This window comes from Thermosipho japonicus (assembly GCF_014201655.1).
GTDB classification, from domain to species: Bacteria; Thermotogota; Thermotogae; order Thermotogales; family Fervidobacteriaceae; genus Thermosipho; species Thermosipho japonicus.
In genome coordinates, this window is record NZ_JACHEX010000004.1 from 151,231 (window position 1) to 168,268 (window position 17,038).

Below are 17,038 nucleotides of genomic sequence, written 5' to 3' on the forward strand. Positions count from 1 at the left end.
GGGGGAGATTTTATGAATGACAAATTAAAATGGCTAGTCATAGCAATTTCACTGACTTTTACTATAGTTAGTATGATCACGGTTACGCTTTTTTCAAAAGGAATAATTCAATATTCTTGGATTTTAAAAGTTCCTGGAAGAATTTCTGGAGGACAATTTATACCTGGAATGGAAAAGTTGTATACTAAACTCTTTCTCAGCTTTTTATTCAATACATTGGCAATTCTTACTTTATCCACATTATTTAGCAAATTTAATAATAAAATTACCGACGAAATTTCACTTGTTCTTGGTATGTTTTTTTTATTTGTTTCATTATTATCTTTTTACAATATTTTTCAACTAATAGCATTCCTTTTTTCTTTATTTTTGCTATATTTTATATTTTCAAAACGCTAAATAATTTTTAATCTTTTTGAGTGTTTTCGGACCTATTCCATTAACATTTAGAAGTTCATCTAAAGACTTAAACTTACCATTTTTTTCTCTATACTCAATTATTCTTTTTGCTTTTGTAGGGCCAATTCCTGGTAATTTCTCAAGCTGTTTTCCATTAGCTTCATTAATATTTATCTTTTTAAATTCATTATTCTCATTAACTTGCACCTCATTTGTTTTAGAAACAATCAGATAATCTCTTATTTTTTCAAGTGTTGATGGACCAATTCCAGTAACATTTATTAAATCATCAATTGAATTAAAATTTCCATGCACTTGTCTGTAGGAAATAATTTCTTTTGCTTTTACTGCTCCAATCCCAGGAAGGCTCATTAACTGCTCAAAACCTGCCTTGTTAAGATCTATTCTTTGTGATTCATAGTTCCTCTTAATTTCCTTACTAGTTACATTATTATATTGTTTTTCATGAAATAAAACTGAACTTATTATAATAAAAAGTGTGAATATAATTATAAATTCTTTAAAATATTTTATCTTGCTATTCAAAATCTCACCATAAAACAAAGCTTGCATACCCTACAGTAAAGGAATAATCCTTTGAATATTCTGCACTAGTTGTGTGATATACAAGCTTTACATTATCAAAATACATTGTTACAACTGACATTGGCCCTATTCCGCAAGCACTAATTGATTCTCTCAGTGAATAAATTCCTTCTATATCTCTTTCTAATATCTTTTCAATTAATTTTTCATCTTTTCTAAGAGTGATTTCATGAGACTCGTAATGATTAAAATCAGATGAAGCAACCAAAAGAGTATTTTTTAAATCTATCTTTTTTAATAATTCAACTATCTTTATTGTGTTTTCATAAGATTGATAATTATAAATAATCGGTACAAATTTAAAGCTACCAAAATAATATTTTAAAATCGGCAATAAAACTTCAATTGAATGCTCTAATATATGAGCTTTATAGTTCTCTTCAAAAATTTCATTTTTTAACAAATAATTATTTAATTCTTCGTCAATCTCAACATATCCAAAGGGAGTATTCCATCTTCCTCTTGGCCATAATGAACAAATATTTCCAGCAATTCCAGTATGATTTGTTCCAATGATAATTATTCTTTCAGTCTTTCCAAAATCCAAAGCTTTACATATTGCATACAAAGCCGTTTTACCACTATAAACGTATCCTGCATGAGGCAAAATTAAACCAAAATTAGTATTTGTATTTTTAATTTCTTTTGCTTTGCAAAATTGGTTAAAAAATTTTATTAATAATTCAGAATTTCTAGAATAAAATTTATCAGCATAGTACATTTCTCTTTCCATTATTTCACAACCTTCGCTGAAATAAATATAACTATATTACGTTTAACTTTATCAGATTTTTCAGAAACAAAGAATCTTCCAATAATTGGTAAATCACCTAAAATTGGAATCTTTGAAATCGTTTTGCTATTTTCCTCTCTAGAAAGTCCTCCAATTACTAAAGTCTGATTTTCTTTCAATAATATCTTTGATGAAAATTCCCTTGTTCTTTCAACTGGTAATGAGAGCGAATATTGGCTCTTTAAATCCCAATCAAAACTACTTACTTTAATATTAAGTTCCAAATCAATAGTATTATCCGCATTAATATATGGAGTAATTTCAAGTGTTACTCCCGATTCAATGTATTTAATTTCTTGAGTATTTTCAGTAGTTGTTAAAACTATAGGAATCTTATCACCTATTAAAATACTTGCTTTTTCTCCACTCTTTGCTACTACGTTTGGACTTGCTAAAACATTTGTATTTTTATTAGTTACATTATTTCCATTACCTATCTCAATATTTAAATTACTATTACCATCACTTCCAATAGACAATAACTTATTTATAATTCCTTCAATGCTCAAATCACTCAATGATAATTTAACGTTAAAATCATCATTTGATAAAGTTCCCAAATCTGACGTTATTTTCCCCAAATTATACTCAAAATTATCTGATAACTCTTCATCTACTACTTTAACTTCTATCAATGCAAGCTTTGCATTTAAATTTTGCTTAATATAACTTCTGACCTCTTCAGCAACTTTTGCATCAATTCCTGTTGCAATAACAACTCCTGCCGAAGTATCAACAAACGATTGACCACCATAAAACTCTATTAATTCTTTTACTTTATCTACATTTTGAGAAACTGAAAATACAAATGTTGTTGTTGTCTTTGTTGAACTGCCTGTTATCATATCAAAGATGTAAATACCGTTTTCTTTTTTTATTGCTACATTATAATTACTTAAAATTGTTTCAAAATCATCAAAAGTAATATCTTGAACATATATATTAGCGATTGAATTAATTTCTCTTGAAATAACTGCAGAGTATTTATAACCCTTTACAACCTGTTCAATTATATTTTTAAGTGGGACATTTTCTGCGTTTATTGTAATTAAACCATCTTCACTTATATTCACATTTTTTCCACTAACATTTGGAACATTTTCTTGCCCTTTTGGTTTTATATATACCATACTTCCTTCTTTTGTTATATCAACTTTCGAACTTATAATATTTTCAAATTCGTCCAGACTCGAATCTTCTAAAACAATATTCAAATTATCGGTTACAGAATCAATCAAAACCGAATAACCAAATTTTGGATAAATTTCTCTAGCAAGTTGTTCTATTGAAATATTAGTAGCATTAATAGTAATTTTATTATCAACAACCTCTACAAATTGTGATTTTAATTTTCTTCCAACATGTAAAAATCCGTTTTCTTCTCTAACAAAAATACCGTATTCGTTTAATAATTTCTCAAAATCTTCTACAGATGCGTTTGACAATTTTATATCTACTTTCCTATTCACTACTTCATCGAATATTACCGTCTTTTTAGAAGCTAATAAAAATACTTTTTTAATTAGTTTGTTTAAATCATAATCTTTGACATCTATATATAATTTACCATTTTCGAAACTTATTTCACTTTTCGAAAATTCTTTTAATAATTCTAATGCTTTATAAACTAATTTTTCATTACCCTTCAAATAAAACTTATCGTCTATTTTTTTAGCAATTATGCTATTTCCAAAGTAAAGATTTAATATCTCATCAATCTTTCCTTCATCTAAATCACTTTCCAAGGAAACTATTGTCGAATCATTAGTCAAACTTTCAAGCAAAGTTTCTGCTTCGTCGATCTCGGACTGACTACCAAAAAGCAATAGATTATTGTTTATTTTAAATACCTTTAATTCTCCCACTTCTTTTAATAATTCATCAATTCCATCAAAATAAACATTATTCAAAATCTTGATACTCTTACCTTGCGAATATTTTCTTACAAAATCTTTTGCTTTTTCTAAGCTTTCACTACTTCCATTAAGTATTAATATTTGACTTTTTGGATAATATTCCATATTCACTTTAAATAACTGTGATATTACTTCTTGAAGTTCTTCGTAATTTTGAAGGTTTATTTTCTCTAAATAATATTTATTTTCACTACTGCCAAAATAATTATTTATAAACTCAAAAGCCTTGGAAATTTGCCTTCCCTTTAGAATAACACCTTTGTCAGTATTAATAACATCAATGTTATATAAATCTTTTAATATCTTTGATTGAGATTCGTTAAGATAAATATTTTCAATAAACTGTATCTTTTCTCCGTAACTTTCTCTAATTTCCTTTACCTTGTTTTCCATATCATTATTTACATTATTAAAAACCAGCAAATTATCTGTTTCGTAGACTGGTAAAGCATCCAAAAGTGCTTTAAATACTGATTTTGGTGGATCAAATGGAGTTATTTCTAAAACATATTTTGAATTTAAAGTGTTATCAGCAATTATTTCATCAATAACTTTTTCTTTTCCCCTAATTAATAAACTACCATCTGAAAATTCTTTTAAAATTTCCACATCGTACGGTTTTAAATTTTCTTTATTAATTTTTACCCTCAATGTTTTTTTACTTGCAAGTTCTAAAAATTGCATAAATCTAGAATAAACTTGTTTAGTTGCAAAAAGAGTTACGAAAACTTTTCCATTAACTTCTAAAACCTTACCGTTTTCTTCAGAAATATTTAAATACTCTAAAGCCCTTTTAACTGTATCAATATTTATATCTTCAAAAACCATCCTGTAAGGATTACCTATTGTTCTATCATTATTTAATCTAATTACAACATCTTTAAACTTCTCTGGAACTTTAATATTTTGACCTAAAGATTTAAATGGAATATTTAAGCTTTTTAGAATAGTTTTTATTCTTTCTGGATATCCGACTTCAACAGTTACATAATCAAAAAATGGATCGTCAAAACTATCTTTCAAAATTGAGATTAAGTAACCAATAGTATTAGCAGATTCATTATCTGAATATATCGCAACTTGTCTTAAGCCATACAAAATAGAATATTTAAAATCATATATATTCGAAATATTAGTTAAAAAATCTTCTAAAACCTCTTTACTAACATTAAATTTAAAGTAATACCATGACTTACTTGGTTGTTGAGATATAGCATCAGCTATTAACCTGTGTTCCCTAATGCCTCCATATACAAATAATTTGCTCTTATCCTTTATATAATTAGCAAACGTTCCAGCACCAAGCAACAATCTTATTTTTTCAGAATCAACTTCTTCATCATAAATTTGCCAATAATATGCAAAATTCTTTTTAATTTCATTTTCTAATCCCAAATAAAGCGTCCCATCCGGTCCATACGCATAACAAACATCAGGATTATTTAATAGCAGCAACCTTAAAGCATCTTCAATAGAAACATCTTTGACTTCAAGATTAACATTTTTATTTCTAACTCCATCGTATAACGAAATATTAACACCAATTGCATCAGAAAAATCTCTAATAACAACATCTAATGGAGCATTCAAAAATGAAAAACTATATTTCTTATCAGAAACACTTACAGGCATTGTAAGAACTATTTTATTACCCATAACAATCCAATCAACCTTAACTGGTACAAGATAAAACAAAAATACATTGGTATCATTATTAATAGTTACTATTTGTAATCCCTCTAAAGGCCCTTTGGATACCGGTAAAAAAGAATTTTTAGAAATTATATTTTTCAAGGTTAAATAATAAACATTTAGTGAATCATTCCAACCAAAATCAACTTCAGAGGGTTGAAGATTCCTATCATTCTCTATTATCAACTGCATCTTATTACCATTTATGTAATAATCAACGTTAACTAAATTAGCAATCAAATTTAAAGACATAGCTAAAAATACAATAATTGTAAACTTAATTTTCATCACTAATCCCCCCTAACTTTTTTGAAACTATTAATTTAATGCTTCCATCTTTAATGTCTAATACAACAAGATTATTTCCCGAAATATTTAATATATAGTACCTATTTAATAGAAGCTGTTTGGGATCAAATTTCAATAATTGCTTTTCATTTCTTAAATATACAACAGAAGTACCTGACTCATCGTAATAACCTAAATATTCTAAATCTTCTACAATCGAAAAATTACCCAGTTTCGAGTAATTTCCATCAATTTTCAAGTAATATGGCTCAAAAAAACTTACGTTTTTTACATTAATAAAGTTGAAATAATAATCTTTTATTTTAACAACATTAACAGAACTTAAAACTTCAACTTCTAAACTTTTCCTCAAATTTAAAATAGAAATGAAAAAAATTACTACAATTAAAATTAACACTAAAAAAATAAATAAATATTTCTTATTTAACGTCAATTATATCACCAACCTCTAAATCAAACGAAATATTTGCTTTACTTTTGGAATTAAATATTATTGGAAAATCAACATTTACATCAACATTTAATTTATTAATAATTATAGATTTTGAGTTAAGCAAATTATAGAAAAACTTTTCAAATTCTTCCCTTTCAAGTGTATCAGATAAACATTTGTTTTCATCTAAATACTTAGCTATCTCACTACTAAAATGACTATCGTTTTTTAAAAACAACTTTGCATTATTATACTGATTTAATAAAATTTTAAAATCACTAATTTTCCTATCTAAAATTATAGTTTTTTGATTAAACTTTTTTAAAAACCCAATTTTAATAAATAAAAAATCATACAATGCAAATAAAATACCAACCAAAAAGGTTATAATTAAAATCAAATTAGCAATTTTTAATTTTAAACTCACAACTCTCCCTCCAATTGAAACTCATACATCTTAAAATTCTCATATACATTTTTAATATCAGTAACTTTAAGATCAACATTTTTATAATATTTACTTAATTTTTCTTTTATTGCTTTAGGTACAATAGGATTTTCCGAATATTCATAGAAAGTTATCAAAAAACTCTTACCATCAAATTCAATATTTTTTATAAAAAAATATTCATTAATATTAGATATTTCATCTACTAAAACTTGAAGAAAATACTTTGAAAAGAAAGATTTATTCAATGAAGTTTTTAAATGTCTAATTTTATTAATCAAAGTATTTATTTTAGAATCATATTCTGAAATCTTTAAATCAACAATGTCAGGAATTTCTGTTAACTCATTAAAAGAAATTTCATTAAACACCAATGGATGACTTCTAATTATATTAGCTATATTTGAAAATAAAAAATATTGAGAAAAATAATACAATGAAAAGAAAGGTAGAAACGATATAACTAAGTATATTAAAAATCTCTTTAGTGAAATTCTCTTTTCTTTATTTTTGTATAAATTTAAATTTTCCAAACTCAAATCCCCCCCTTGTGATTAACCCTAAAGTTCCTAAATACCTAGGTTTCATAACAGGATATTTAAAATTACGAGCTGTGAAAATTTTCTTAAAAATTTCAGAATCTGTATAATGTTCAAAAATTAACTTATTCACTAATTCTGAATCAGTATATACAAATCCAGATTGTATATCTTCAATAGTTAATTGTTTTTGAGAAGAATTTAAACTAACAAAAATCTCACGTTCAATCAATGAAAACATGTCTCCTAGAAAATTATATAAAAATCTACTAACATCCTCTTTTAAGGCCTCTTCATCCAAATCTTCGACTTCATACAAACTATAACCAAATTCATCATTACACAAATCATTTAAGTATTTTAAACTTAATTCTGAATACCTCACTGATTCTAAATTATCTCCATTAAAAATTATAAGCCCTGAATATTCTGAATTTATGAAAAATTCAATATTATAACCTGGAAATTTTGAAAGCAATAGCGATTCTTTAAAAAAATCTGGATAAACAACATCTGGTTCCGGTATCTTCATAGATTCTAATTTGTGAAAATACTCATTTAACTCAGCTTTTCTTACAATAAATACTTCTAAGCCATTTGAAGTTTTTAAAAAATCAAAGCTAAATTCAGTTCTTTCTAAATTAAAATTTTGTGAAACTTCTAAAACTATATAATTTTCAATATCTTTCCTTTTTTTTATCATTGGCATTTGAAGATTCAAATTTAAAATCAAATCCCAAGGTATATTCACTATAATCAAATCATCTACTTCAAATTCAAAATCTCCATTATATTCTCTTAATTCGTTAATTTTGATTTTTCCAAAAAAATACTCTCCAACCGCTTGATATACATTACTACCAATTATATCAAATCCAACCAATCTTCTACTTAAAAGATTCGACAAAAAACTTCCCCCCTTTATTTTACAGATACATCAAATGAAATAGGTTCAATCTTAAAATTTCCAAAAGTCCCAGAAGTAACGCTTTTTCTTGGAATTATTCTCAAGTTATTATCCTCAAAATAATCTCCAAAATATATCTTCTTCCTTATTAGTATTTCTTTCTTTGTAAATAACGAGTAATAAATCTTGACAGTGTCAGCATTATACTCAATCATATCAGCATTAGATTTCCACAATCCACAATATACAATCGTTTTAAATAATTCTTCTTCTAGCACAACTTTATCAAGAATCGAAAATAAAGAAAAAATTGAAACAGAAAAAACTATTAACGAAATAACAATAACAATTAAAACCTCAACATATGTCATATTAACCACCAAAAGTAGATTGCATTTGAAAAATAGTAGAATACATTGCATAAGCTAAAAATGCAATAAACAAACCTACAAAAGCAATCATTAAAGGTTCAAGCATTGATAAAAGCTTTTTTGTATCCTGTTGAATCTGCTCGTCAAAAAAGTCCGCCACTTTTTCCATAATCGTGTCTAACTTACCTGTTTCCTCTCCAGTACCAATCATTTCATATATAATCTGAGGAAAAACTTTTTCACTTTTCAAAGCTTGTTTTAAAGTACTTCCACTTTTTACTTTTTCAGAAACATTTTTTATTTTCATAATAAACTTTAAATTATTTGAAGCTTTTGCTGCCATTTCCAACGAATCAATTATTGAAACACCACTTGCAATTAAAACTCCAAATGTTCTACAAAATCTTTCATATGTAATTTTCTCCTGTAATTTCCTAATTGGTGGAAATAATCTTCCGAAAAATTCTTTTGTTTTTTTGCCTGATTCAGTCCTTAAAAATAAAAACATTCCAACTAATAAAGAAATTATAACAAAAACTACCATAAATGGATTGCCTGTCACAATTTTATTGACACTAATTAAAAAAGAAATTATACCCCCCGTCGGTATAGTTCCAAAGACATTGAAAAGCTTAGGAAGAATAAAAACACTGATTACTACAACAACTATAACAGCAAATCCTAAAATAAATGTAGGATAAACCATAGCAGATTTTACCTGTTGATTTGTTCTATTTAAATTCTCATAATAACTAGCTAATTTTTCGAGAGTTTCCTCTAAAACCCCACCTTCTTCCCCAGCTTTAATCATATTGATAAATACGTCATCGAAAACTTTTTGCTTTTTAAACGCTTCTGAAAGAGACGTTCCAACATCTAATTCACTAACTATATTAACTAAAATTCTTCTAAACCTTTTTGAAAATATCTCTTGATTTGACAAGATATAAATTGCCTCTCTTAACCTTAATCCGGCTTTTACCATAGTTTCTAATTGCCTTGTAAAAAAAACTATATCTTTTAATCTTATACTAAATATATTAATATTAAATTTCTTTACTTTACTTGCTTCTTTTACATCTATAACAATGTAACCACTAGATTTTAACTTTGATAAAGCTTCCTGAAGGTTGTATGCTTCAATTTCCCCTCTTACCTTTTTCATTTCTTTATCGTAGGCTTTATAAGCAAATTTCAAAATAATTCCCCCCTGTTTACAGGAAATAACCTTCCATCTACAATTTCAAAAATTTTACCTTTAAAGTCAGAAAATTTTTCAAGATCATGTGTTACTATTATCAAAGATTTATCGTTTTTACTGACCCAAAGTTTCAAAAATTCAATCAATGACTTTTCAGATTTATAATCCAAACTTACAGTAGGCTCGTCTAATATCAGGAGTTCTGGATCATGTGCAATTGCACTAGCTAATGCGACTTTTCTTTGTTGACCACCAGAAAGCTGAAATGGAGATTTCTTCAATAAATCATCTTCTAATTTCATTAATTCCTTAATTTCATCCAATCTTTCTTTGGGATTTTCTAGTTCAAAATTTTTAATTGAAAACATAATTTCATCCTCTACAGTCTCAGAAAAAAACTGCTTTTCTGGAAACTGAAAGGCAAAACCTATTTTTTTTCTAAATTTATGAGGGTTAGTATAAGGATCCTCGCCATCAACAACTATTTCTCCAAAAGTAGGTTTCAAAAGAAAATCCAATAAGTATAACAAAGTAGTTTTACCACTTCCCGATTTGCCAATTATGAAAATAATTTCATTATCATTTATTCTAAAGTTTATGTCTTTTAAAACGTGCTTTTGAAATACTGTTTTATAATTATAAATATAATTTACATTTTTTAATTCAAGCGTCATAATTTTTTAGAACTATATACCCTTATTCCTCCTTCTTTACACAATTCTTCAACATTTCCAAAAATTGTTCTCATATATTCTTTTATTCTTTTTCCACCTTTATTATGATATGCAACAAGTTCTAATGTACCGCCATCTCTAAGCTTTTCAAATGCACCCTCAATTAATTTCATCCAAACTTGTTTTCCAGCAACTATTGGAGGATTAGATATAATATGATCAAAATTTACATTATCCCACGGTTCATATAAATATCCATGTCTGATATCAGCTTCAATATTGTTATCTTTACTATTAATTTTTGAAAACTCAACTGCACGTTGGTTTATATCACTCATATAAAGATTAATGTCAGGATTTTCTTTCTTCAAAGTTATTCCAATCACTCCATATCCACAACCAATATCTAATACATCTCCATAATTAATTCTACTATTTTCAATCAAAATTTTTGTTGCTCTATCAATCTTTCCAAAAGAATAGACTCCACTCGGACTTTTAAATCTGTATACGTGTCCATTTTTTAATTTTAATTCAACAATCTTTACCTTTAAAATACTTGTTGGTTTTTCAGTATAGTAATGCTCAAACATTTAATCCCTCCAAAATTTATGTTCTCCATACAATAAAACTTTTTCATTATTAATAATCTCTTCAAAATTAACTTTGCCTAAAAATATATTATGATCTCCTGCTTCAAAATCTCCAATTTTTTCACATTCTAAATACGCTACTACACCATTTAATATTGGAATTTTATTTTTACTCATTTTAAAGTTAATTCCTTCAAATTTGTTAAAATTTCTTTCAGAAATAGTTCCAAAATGTTTTGCAATATTTATCTGATTGACACTAAGCAAATTTATACCAAAAAAATTGACTTTTTTCAAAAGTTCATAGCTATATCGCTGTTTACCTATCGAAATTGCCAAAATTTTTGGATTTATTGAAGACCTCATTATCCAAGCTACAGTAATTCCATTTAAATTACCATTATAATTCATTGTTACAACTGCTACAGAGTTATATATTTTGGACGAAGCATCCATAAAATCACCTCAGAATATATTATAACATAGTAATTTTTATAACAATATTTTTACTGAAAATTTGTTTTTCATTTGGTATAATATATTGAGGTAAAATGAAGGAGGTGTATATTTTGAATTTAAATCTTGAAGAAATTTCAAAAAAATGTAGAGGAGATATTTTGACCATGACCACCGTAGCTCAATCCGGACATCCAGGTGGTTCTATGTCATCAATTGACATTTTAGTTAGTTTATACTATTTTGCACGAGTTTTTCCAAATGATCCTTGGAACGAAGATAGAGATAGAATCATAGTTAGCCATGGTCACATTTCACCTGCAGTATATAGTACACTTGCAGCGTATGGATTTATTAATAGAGAAGAAGTTTTAACTGGTTTTAGACATCCATCAAGCATTTTTGAAGGACATATCACAAGAGGAATTCCTGGTGTCGAATGGACAACTGGAAATCTTGGTCAAGGACTTTCTGCAGGCGTTGGGATGGCTTTAGCTGGAAAATTAAAAAACAAAGGCTATCATGTATACGTTGTCATGAGTGACGGCGAAAGTGCAAAAGGCCAAGTAGCAGAAGCAAGAAGAACTGCAAATAAATATAATCTTGATAACTTAACTGTTATTATTGACTACAACGACATTCAAATCAGCGGAAGAGCAAGTGAAATAATGTATGTGAATCTAAAAAAAGAATATGAAGCAGCAGGATGGAATACTTTGGAAATAAACGGACACGATTTCGAACAAATACTCTCGGCACTAAAAATTGCTAAAAATGATGGAAAACCAACAGCAATAATTGCACATACTATTATAGGAAAAGGCGTAAGCTTCATGGAAGATACACCAAAATACCACGGTAAACCATTATCAATTGAAGAATTTAAAAATGCTATTCAAGAACTTGGATTAAATATTGATATAGATAAATACATTGAAAATAGAAAAAAGCTGCCAATTTCAGAACATAAAAAATTGTTTTTAAAATACGATGTAAATATCAATACTGGAAAATTTAGAACTTACACAGAAAAAATTGATAATAGATCAGCGTTGGGAAGAGCTATTGCTGATCTTGCATTAATAAATGATGACGTTGTAGCTGTTGATTGCGATCTCAAATCTTCTGTAAAATTAGATTTTCTTGACAAAGAAAGAAAGGATAGACTAATTGAAATTGGTGTTCAAGAACATAATGCTGCTGCATTAGCAGGTGCACTAAGTGTTGAAGGATTTATTACATTTTTCGCAGATTTTGGAGTATTTGGGATAGATGAAACATTTAATCAACATAGATTAAACGCAATTAATAATACAAACCTTAAGGTTGTAGTAACACACTGTGGAACAGATGTTGGTGAAGATGGAAAAACACATCATGCGTTAAATTATGTTTCTGCACCTCTATCATGGTTTGGATTCAAAGTCATTGTTCCTGCAGATCCTAATCAAACTGATAGAGCAGTAAGATATGTTGCTTCAGAATATGGAAATTTTGTAATAGCTATGGGTAGAAGTAAATTAGAACCTATAAAAAAAGAAGATGGAAGCATATTCTTTGATGAAAATTACGAATTTAAATATGGAAAAATTGATATATTAAGAGATGGAGAAGATATTGTAATTATTACGATGGGTTCAGTAATTCCTTCAGCATTAAAAGCAGTAGATGAATTAAGGAATGAAGGAATCAAAGTAGGTTTACTTAATGTATCTTGTCCACTTGATTTAGACGAGGAAGTTCTTACAAGATACGCACGAAACAAAGTGATTGTAATTGAAGATCATAATATTTACAATGGTCTTGGAACATTAATAGAAAACAAACTCTTCAATCTAAAAATAATTCCTGACAAATTTGTTAAGATTGGTATTGACAGGTTCCCAGTATCTGGTAATAGCAATTACTTATTCAAAATTTATGGTTTTGATAGTGATAGTATTAAAAATAAAGTTAAAGAAATATTAGAAGACTAATAAAAAGCCTGGCATCAGCCAGGCTTTTTTGAATAGTTAAAGCTTTTCAATTATTTTAATATCATCATTAAATCTAAACTTTAATACATTTTCCAAAGTTTCACTGTCAGATTTTCCAGATTCAAATAATATCAAATATGTATTTTTGGAAACTTTCACGTAAAAGTCACTTTTTCTAATTTTTGAACTAATATCACTCTGTGACTTTATAAGTAAGGGAATAAACATTGGATTTCTTCTTTTTTTATCCAAAACTATTAGTTTTAAAGCAAGATCCATTGGTATTTCATTTTTAGTAGGTAACTCAGTAAGTTTTTCCAACAAATTCAAATCATTCTTCTTCAATTGTTGAGTGATCATTAAAATCTGCATTTCACACAACTCGCGATAAGGAATGACCCACTCTTCATCTAAACCTTCCAAAAGCTCACCTTTATAAATCTTTGCAATTTCATCTCTTGTTTTTTTTGAAGGATTTTTATCCATAAGCTTTTGAAACAAAATATAATCAATCTTCAACTTCGAAACATCCAAATATACAACATTTCTATCAATTTTTAGAGAATCTTTTGTTAAATTTAATCCTTTTCTCAACATATACAAAAGTGTATTAAGATTCTTCCGAGAATAACTTTCATCATATCCTTCAAAAAAAACGTTAAGAATTTCACTAACAAATACTTTTCTTTTATAATTCAAAATTAAATAATATAAAATATGCTCTGCCTTTTTACTTTTTAAAACAATTTTTTCTGACTGAAAATAAACACCATATTCCTTTCCAAACAGTCTAATTTCCATTAAATCCCCCCCAACATTTTATATTTTATCATATTTTATATAAAAATTTTAACATATTTACCAATTTTTTCCATTCTCTCCAAAAATTAATCCTGTTGCCAAAAATAAGATTATATTATATCATAAGTTATAAGAACAAGTAAAGGAGGTAGTAACGATGTATGAAGCGATAGTAATAGGTGGAGGGCCTGGAGGATATGTTGCAGCGATAAGGCTTTCACAGCTTGGTAAGAAAGTTGCAATTGTTGAAAAAGAAGAATTTGGTGGCACTTGTACCAATAAAGGTTGTATTCCTACTAAAGCTATGCTTACAGCCTCACACCTTTTTACTGAGATAAATGAAAAGGCTAAAAAATTTGGTATTTTAGTTGATAATGTTTCATATGATCTATCACTAATCATGAAACACATGCAAAAGTCTGTTACTATGTCTAGAAAAGGTATAGAGTTTTTGATGAAAAAGAATAAGATTGAAGTATTTAAAGACAAAGCAATATTGAAAGACAAAAATACTATTTTACTTGAAAAGAGTGGACAAGAAATAGAAGGAGAAAACATAATTTTAGCACATGGTTCTGTACCAGTTGTATTTCCACCATTTGATCAGATAGAAGGTATATGGACGAGTGATGATGTATTTAAGATGGAAAAGATGCCAGAGTCGATATTGATAATAGGCGGAGGGGTAATAGGGGTAGAGTTTGCAACATTCTTTTCAAGCTTTGGAATAGATGTAACGATAGTAGAACTTGCAGAGCATATCTTACCAAACGAAGATAGTGATGTAGCAGAAGAAATAAAAAAGGCATTAAAGAAGAACAAAGTAAAAATAATAGAAGGAGAAAAGGTAGAAGGAGTGGAAAAGAAAGGCGAAAAATACATTGCAAAGGTTGCAGGAAAAGAAATAGAAGTTGAAAAAGTATTACTTGCAGTAGGAAGAAGACCGAATATAAGTGAAGATATAAAAGGACTTGGCATAGAAATAGAAAGAGGAGTAAAAACAGACAAACGTATGAGAACAAATATAGATAACATATATGCAATAGGAGATATAAGAGGGCAGATAATGCTAGCACATGTTGCAATGTATGAAGGGATAGTAGCAGCGCACAATATAGCAGGAGAAGAAATAGAAATGGACTATAGAGCAGTACCATCAATAATCTTTTCAAATCCAGAAGTAGCAAGTGTAGGAAAAAGAGAAAAAGAAGTGGATAGAGAAAAAGTAAACATATATAAATTTCCGGTATCAGCAAATGGAAGGGCAAGAACAATGGAAGAAAGATTAGGATTTGCAAAAGTGATAGAAGAAAAAGAAACAGGGAAGGTCTTGGGAGTAACGATAGTCTCAGCAAACGCAACAGATATGATAATGGAGGGAGTATTGGGAGTAAAATATGAAATGGTTACAGAAAAAATAGCAGAGGCAATACATCCACATCCAACACTAACCGAAACACTCCTTGGCGCTTTTGAAGGTAATTGGGCTATTCATATTTGAAATAAAGCGGTGATGCTATGATAGAAGAAATTAAAAAAATTTATTTTGATGCTAAAGAACTTGTTGAAAATCGTTGGAATGAATTTTTAAAATTAAAAAACAGTAATGATGAACTTTTACTATTTTCCGAGTTATCCTTTTGTGTTTTAACTGCAAACTGGTCTGCTTCCGGTGGTATTAAAGCCCAAAAAGAAATTGGAGAAGGTTTTTATACTCTTTCACTTTCTGATCTTGAAATAGCTTTAAAAAAAGTTGGACATCGTTTCCCTAAAGCTCGCGCAAAATATATATATGAAAACAGGTGGATTGTAGGAAAGTTAATTGATCTTATTAACAGTTATGATGTATATACCTTAAGGGAATATCTTGTAAAAAACATAAAAGGTATTGGATGGAAAGAAGCTTCACACTTTTTAAGAAATATAGGTTTTTGTGAAGTTTCTATTTTGGATAAACATATTTTAAGAATGCTGTATAAATATAATTATATTGATGAAATTCCAAAATCATGGAGTAAAAAAAGATACCTTCAGATTGAAAAAATTTTTAATGAAATTTCAAATGAATTTGGTGAATGTCCTGGAAAATTTGATTTATATGTTTGGTATTATATTAAAGGGAAAGTCGAAAAATAGGAGGGATTATTCTGACACTTTCTAAAAAATTATACGACGAAGCTCTTAAATTTATTAACAATGAAACACTTGAAGATTACGTAATAGGTCTTGGCCTCTCTGCAGCTATATTAAGTGATGGAAGATGTGGTGTAAGCTATACATTACGTGAAGATACTCTCGGAAAATGCGAAGAATTTTTCAAATGTACTGGTGATTTTGGAAACCCAGTAAGCAAGATAAATCCAGGAATGAAAGTAAAAGATATCCTAAATATTGGTCTATTTTCTCCTGATCCTTTAATAAGATCTGTTGCTTATGCAACATTAAATGCCGTATTTTCAACTCCAGAAATTAAAAATATGTATTCTCCAGGCGATCTAAGCCAATATATTAATGTAGGCCTTGATGACACAATAGGATTTATAGGTAGAATTGATCCTTTAATAAACTCATGGAAACCTAAAGCTTGGGATATATTAATATTCGATAGAAATAGAAAAGGTAGTGATGAAGTTTTACCTGATTGGGCTATAGTTGATCTACTTCCCAAATGTTCAGTTGTTGTTATATCAGGTTCTGCGATTGTAAATGGCTCTATAGATTGGATACTAAATTATGTAAAAACTGATAATGTTGCAATCGTTGGGCCTTCTACTTCTTTAGCCCCCAATGTTTTTCCAGTTAAATTACTTGCAGGAATTAATGTTTTAAACTCAGATAAGTTATTCAAACTAATATCACATGGAGCTGGTACTAAAAAAATCATTGCTGAAAAAGCAGTTGAAAAAGTCGTGTTAGTTCAATAA

General features: G+C 28.0%; 18 protein-coding genes. 5 read left to right on the forward strand and 13 right to left on the reverse strand.

Translation table 11 applies throughout. From position 1 onward, the window contains the following. Nucleotides 1-12: 12 nt before the first annotated feature. A complete protein-coding gene (locus HNP65_RS07745; protein ID WP_184619692.1) occupies nucleotides 13-399 on the forward strand; it encodes a hypothetical protein in 387 nt (128 codons plus the stop codon). On the opposite strand, the gene HNP65_RS07750 is transcribed toward HNP65_RS07745, so the two are convergent. Genes HNP65_RS07750 through HNP65_RS07805 form a run of 12 tightly spaced genes read right to left on the reverse strand, consistent with a single transcriptional unit; the run spans nucleotide 388 to nucleotide 11,337 of the window. Then, nucleotides 388-972 carry a ComEA family DNA-binding protein gene (locus HNP65_RS07750; protein WP_246348238.1) on the reverse strand — a complete coding sequence of 195 codons (585 nt, stop codon included), beginning with the start codon at nucleotides 970-972 and terminating at the stop codon, nucleotides 388-390. The two genes, HNP65_RS07745 and HNP65_RS07750, sit on opposite strands and share 12 nt — an antisense overlap. Then, on the reverse strand, nucleotides 950-1,738 hold the full coding sequence (amrB, locus tag HNP65_RS07755) for an AmmeMemoRadiSam system protein B (protein ID WP_184619693.1): 789 nt from the start codon (nucleotides 1,736-1,738) through the stop codon (nucleotides 950-952). Before amrB ends, HNP65_RS07750 begins: the two co-directional genes overlap by 23 nt. Further along, nucleotides 1,738-5,694: a type II and III secretion system protein gene (locus tag HNP65_RS07760; protein ID WP_184619694.1), complete on the reverse strand. Its 3,957-nt coding sequence runs from the start codon at nucleotides 5,692-5,694 to the stop codon at nucleotides 1,738-1,740. The genes amrB and HNP65_RS07760 overlap by 1 nt, the downstream gene beginning before the upstream one ends. Continuing rightward, nucleotides 5,684-6,148 carry a hypothetical protein gene (locus HNP65_RS07765; RefSeq protein WP_184619695.1) on the reverse strand — a complete coding sequence of 155 codons (465 nt, stop codon included), beginning with the start codon at nucleotides 6,146-6,148 and terminating at the stop codon, nucleotides 5,684-5,686. The genes HNP65_RS07760 and HNP65_RS07765 overlap by 11 nt, the downstream gene beginning before the upstream one ends. Next, the gene (locus HNP65_RS07770; protein ID WP_184619696.1) at nucleotides 6,135-6,575 is read right to left on the reverse strand and encodes a hypothetical protein; all 441 of its coding nucleotides are present in this window, start codon (nucleotides 6,573-6,575) and stop codon (nucleotides 6,135-6,137) included. Before HNP65_RS07770 ends, HNP65_RS07765 begins: the two co-directional genes overlap by 14 nt. Beyond that, entirely contained in the window at nucleotides 6,572-7,129 is a 558-nt protein-coding gene (locus HNP65_RS07775) for a hypothetical protein (RefSeq protein ID WP_184619697.1), read from the reverse strand. The genes HNP65_RS07770 and HNP65_RS07775 overlap by 4 nt, the downstream gene beginning before the upstream one ends. Then, nucleotides 7,101-8,042, reverse strand: coding sequence for a hypothetical protein (locus tag HNP65_RS07780; protein ID WP_184619698.1), 942 nt, complete (start codon nucleotides 8,040-8,042; stop codon nucleotides 7,101-7,103). The genes HNP65_RS07775 and HNP65_RS07780 overlap by 29 nt, the downstream gene beginning before the upstream one ends. Nucleotides 8,043-8,056: 14 nt before the next feature. Continuing rightward, nucleotides 8,057-8,413, reverse strand: a complete 357-nt coding sequence (locus HNP65_RS07785; RefSeq protein WP_184619699.1) for a type II secretion system protein — start codon at nucleotides 8,411-8,413, stop codon at nucleotides 8,057-8,059. Between the two features lies 1 nt (nucleotide 8,414). Beyond that, the gene (locus HNP65_RS07790) at nucleotides 8,415-9,611 is read right to left on the reverse strand and encodes a type II secretion system F family protein (RefSeq protein ID WP_184619700.1); all 1,197 of its coding nucleotides are present in this window, start codon (nucleotides 9,609-9,611) and stop codon (nucleotides 8,415-8,417) included. Beyond that, a complete protein-coding gene (locus HNP65_RS07795; protein WP_184619701.1) occupies nucleotides 9,608-10,288 on the reverse strand; it encodes an ATP-binding cassette domain-containing protein in 681 nt (226 codons plus the stop codon). Before HNP65_RS07795 ends, HNP65_RS07790 begins: the two co-directional genes overlap by 4 nt. Then, entirely contained in the window at nucleotides 10,285-10,881 is a 597-nt protein-coding gene (locus HNP65_RS07800) for a class I SAM-dependent methyltransferase (RefSeq protein ID WP_184619702.1), read from the reverse strand. The genes HNP65_RS07795 and HNP65_RS07800 overlap by 4 nt, the downstream gene beginning before the upstream one ends. Continuing rightward, nucleotides 10,882-11,337, reverse strand: coding sequence for a flavin reductase family protein (locus HNP65_RS07805; RefSeq protein WP_184619703.1), 456 nt, complete (start codon nucleotides 11,335-11,337; stop codon nucleotides 10,882-10,884). A 95-nt stretch (nucleotides 11,338-11,432) separates the two neighbouring features. Between HNP65_RS07805 and HNP65_RS07810 the strand changes: the two genes are divergently transcribed. Further along, complete coding sequence (locus HNP65_RS07810) at nucleotides 11,433-13,313, forward strand: transketolase (protein WP_425506718.1); 1,881 nt, start codon at nucleotides 11,433-11,435, stop codon at nucleotides 13,311-13,313. A 36-nt stretch (nucleotides 13,314-13,349) separates the two neighbouring features. Here HNP65_RS07810 and HNP65_RS07815 read toward each other — a convergent pair whose 3' ends face one another. Next, nucleotides 13,350-14,114 carry a hypothetical protein gene (locus tag HNP65_RS07815; protein ID WP_184619705.1) on the reverse strand — a complete coding sequence of 255 codons (765 nt, stop codon included), beginning with the start codon at nucleotides 14,112-14,114 and terminating at the stop codon, nucleotides 13,350-13,352. Between the two features lie 157 nt (nucleotides 14,115-14,271). On the opposite strand from HNP65_RS07815, the gene lpdA reads away from it, so the two are divergent. From lpdA to HNP65_RS07830, 3 genes are read left to right on the forward strand one after another with little or no spacing between them, the layout of a single operon-like run. Then, nucleotides 14,272-15,615: a dihydrolipoyl dehydrogenase gene (lpdA, locus tag HNP65_RS07820; RefSeq protein ID WP_184619706.1), complete on the forward strand. Its 1,344-nt coding sequence runs from the start codon at nucleotides 14,272-14,274 to the stop codon at nucleotides 15,613-15,615. A gap of 17 nt (nucleotides 15,616-15,632) precedes the next feature. Next, on the forward strand, nucleotides 15,633-16,250 hold the full coding sequence (locus HNP65_RS07825; RefSeq protein WP_184619707.1) for an N-glycosylase/DNA lyase: 618 nt from the start codon (nucleotides 15,633-15,635) through the stop codon (nucleotides 16,248-16,250). 11 nt (nucleotides 16,251-16,261) lie between these two features. Then, complete coding sequence (locus tag HNP65_RS07830) at nucleotides 16,262-17,038, forward strand: Rossmann-like domain-containing protein (protein WP_184619749.1); 777 nt, start codon at nucleotides 16,262-16,264, stop codon at nucleotides 17,036-17,038.